Source organism: Pallidibacillus pasinlerensis, assembly GCF_009996845.1.
GTDB lineage: Bacteria > Bacillota > Bacilli > Bacillales > Caldibacillaceae > Pallidibacillus > Pallidibacillus pasinlerensis.
Genome location: NZ_JAACYS010000124.1, coordinates 1 through 2,269, shown reverse-complemented (window position 1 = coordinate 2,269; position 2,269 = coordinate 1). Strand labels below are relative to the sequence as shown.

The window sequence follows — 2,269 nt, the reverse complement described above, 5'->3', positions numbered from 1 at the left end:
GAGGCTGTCCAAAAAGTTAGTTATAATGACTTATCGGGCAGCCTTCTCTTCTACGAGATAGGTTATTTATCCCAATAAGTTAGAAAACATCATTTAAAGGTGTCTGGGGTTTAATAATCCAACCAGAAAAGAGTTAAGAAGTATGAATTTCAATCTTTCCGTGACGAAATCGCTGAACAGATTAAGCAATTTGGAGATAGGAGAATGGAGAATAAAGTGTGATAATTGCAAAGAACCTGATTGTTTACAGTCCAATCAGGTTCTTTGGTTATTACAGTGAGGAAAATTAGTAGAAGGTTTTTTAGATATTATTATAAATACTTCCATAAAAAATTTTAACTTGTTCCTTTAAATCTATATTTTTAGTTGACGAGCTTAAGCCCCACTGAAGAAAGACATAGCATAGTTCCACCTCCGCCATGTTTTTGACCCACTTAGGACATAATTTTGATCCACCATTGCCAAGTAAGAACCAGTATACTTGATATCTTATTTAGCAACAATTCCACCACCCTTGACCTTGTTTGTGTTCCGTGGTAGTAGTTTTAGATGGCGAACAGCAGAAATAAAGCCTTTGAGGCTCATTCGCATCAATAGCGTACCACGGACAATCACTTCTAAGTTCCGCTGGCGGGGCCCCGACCCCTTCCAGCAATCACTAAGAAGTGGCACGGCGGTCAAGGGCAAGCAGCTAAAGCTGTGGTTAAGAAAGCATATAGCACTGTGGATTGGATCACCTTTGTCTCAAGTGGATCACTTTCTTGTCACAGGTGGATCAAAAAGATGGCACAACTGGGTCAATTTGATGGCTGTAATCACCCACTGACAGATACGCTATAATAGAATTGTATATTTGATTGTAAACGGTAGAAAAATCAACTTTCTAGGGGGGAGTTAATTTGCAAAAATGTAACAACTGCAACACACCGTTTAACTGGAGAATAATCTTTAAATCGTTTTGGTGGATATATAAACCAATTGAATGTGACACCTGTGGTACTGAACATAAGATAACTTTGTTTGGTAGAAGTACAATAGCAGCCATGTCTATTTTGCCCATATGGATATTTGGTTATATTCTATCACCTACAGATAACATTTTTGTGTTGGCTGGTATAGGACTGCTCATGGGGATTATTGACTTTTTACTTTCACCATATATCGTTCGCTACAAAAAGATGAATAAATACACTTAAACAAACGGGGGCTTTAGTTGAGTAAGAATTATTGAAATGATCAAACCTTTTTATAATATAAGTTTTCTTGGAGACTAAAAAGTTTGGTTTAACAAAGTATTCCTTACAAACTCTGAAAACTCAAGCCGGTATTCCTAAAATTTGAAGAATATCGGCCATTCTTATGTGGAAATTATTATTGCGGACAGAAGTAACGTAGATAGTTTATTCAATACTTACGTCAATGACTTCCATTAAGTTTAAAGATAATGGGATGCTTCCATTATAATAAATAAAAATTTTCTTTTGTAGTAAATCAACTTTTTTTATGAAGCCCTCGGTTTCATTAATCGTATTATGTGAAAAATATTTTATTTTCACTAACGAATTATACCTAATAGCGTGTTGGATTGTTAAATTCATTTCTTCTAGTTGATGTTCGTCAATAATTGGTTTTTTCAATTCTTTATCTTTATCGATAGCCTCTCTTAGCAATTTTACATGATCAGGTAACATAAACGAAGTACTCCATTTTTTATTTCCACGGTCTTTTAACATTTATTCTCACCTCACTTTTACAAGAACGTATGTTCTGTATATTATATTTAACATAACATTAGATTATTATCAATTGATAAATTTTTAATTTACTTTAAATATATATAAACAAAGAAAAGCATCTAATAAAAAATAAGATTTTTTAAAAAAAGTCTTGATATAACGATAAAATGGACGTCTTTAATGCTGCCGGAACATGTTAAAATGTTGTGGGATTGGGCAAAGGAAGACTTATGGGAAAAACCGAAAGAATTAGACGAACAAAAATTAGAAGAAATGGATGAGACGATTAGGCAAGCCGTTGAATTGAATCAACAGGTCGCCATTTCTTACTATAACGATAACGAACGTCGAAATGAAATTGTAACAGGTAAAATTCGTTCTTACGATATTGTTACAAATGAACTGCAAATGATTAGTGAAAATGGCGAAGTCTATGAAATCCCATTGCAACCAATTAATGATATTGATTTAACAGAATAAGTTTTATATACGAACAGTACATAAAGATTTTATAGAAAAATAGAAGTTTGTGT

General features: G+C 33.5%; 3 protein-coding genes. 2 read left to right on the top strand and 1 reads right to left on the bottom strand.

Annotated elements, in window-relative coordinates:
• The first annotated feature begins 899 nt into the window (after window positions 1-899).
• Window positions 900-1,196: a TIGR04104 family putative zinc finger protein gene (locus tag GW534_RS15725; protein WP_161921907.1), complete on the top strand. Its 297-nt coding sequence runs from the start codon at window positions 900-902 to the stop codon at window positions 1,194-1,196.
• Window positions 1,197-1,400: 204 nt separating this feature from the next.
• Here GW534_RS15725 and GW534_RS15720 read toward each other — a convergent pair whose 3' ends face one another.
• On the bottom strand, window positions 1,401-1,733 hold the full coding sequence (locus GW534_RS15720) for a YolD-like family protein (RefSeq protein WP_161921906.1): 333 nt from the start codon (window positions 1,731-1,733) through the stop codon (window positions 1,401-1,403).
• Between the two features lie 183 nt (window positions 1,734-1,916).
• Here GW534_RS15720 and GW534_RS15715 point away from each other — a divergent pair, with 183 nt between their 5' ends.
• On the top strand, window positions 1,917-2,216 hold the full coding sequence (locus tag GW534_RS15715; RefSeq protein WP_161921905.1) for a YolD-like family protein: 300 nt from the start codon (window positions 1,917-1,919) through the stop codon (window positions 2,214-2,216).
• Window positions 2,217-2,269 lie beyond the last annotated feature (53 nt).

Coding starts and splice junctions, on each gene's coding strand:
- GW534_RS15720 (WP_161921906.1), bottom strand. CDS start 1,733: ATGTTAAAAGACCGTGGAAATAAAAAATGGAGTACTTCGTTTATGTTA.
- GW534_RS15715 (WP_161921905.1), top strand. CDS start 1,917: ATGCTGCCGGAACATGTTAAAATGTTGTGGGATTGGGCAAAGGAAGAC.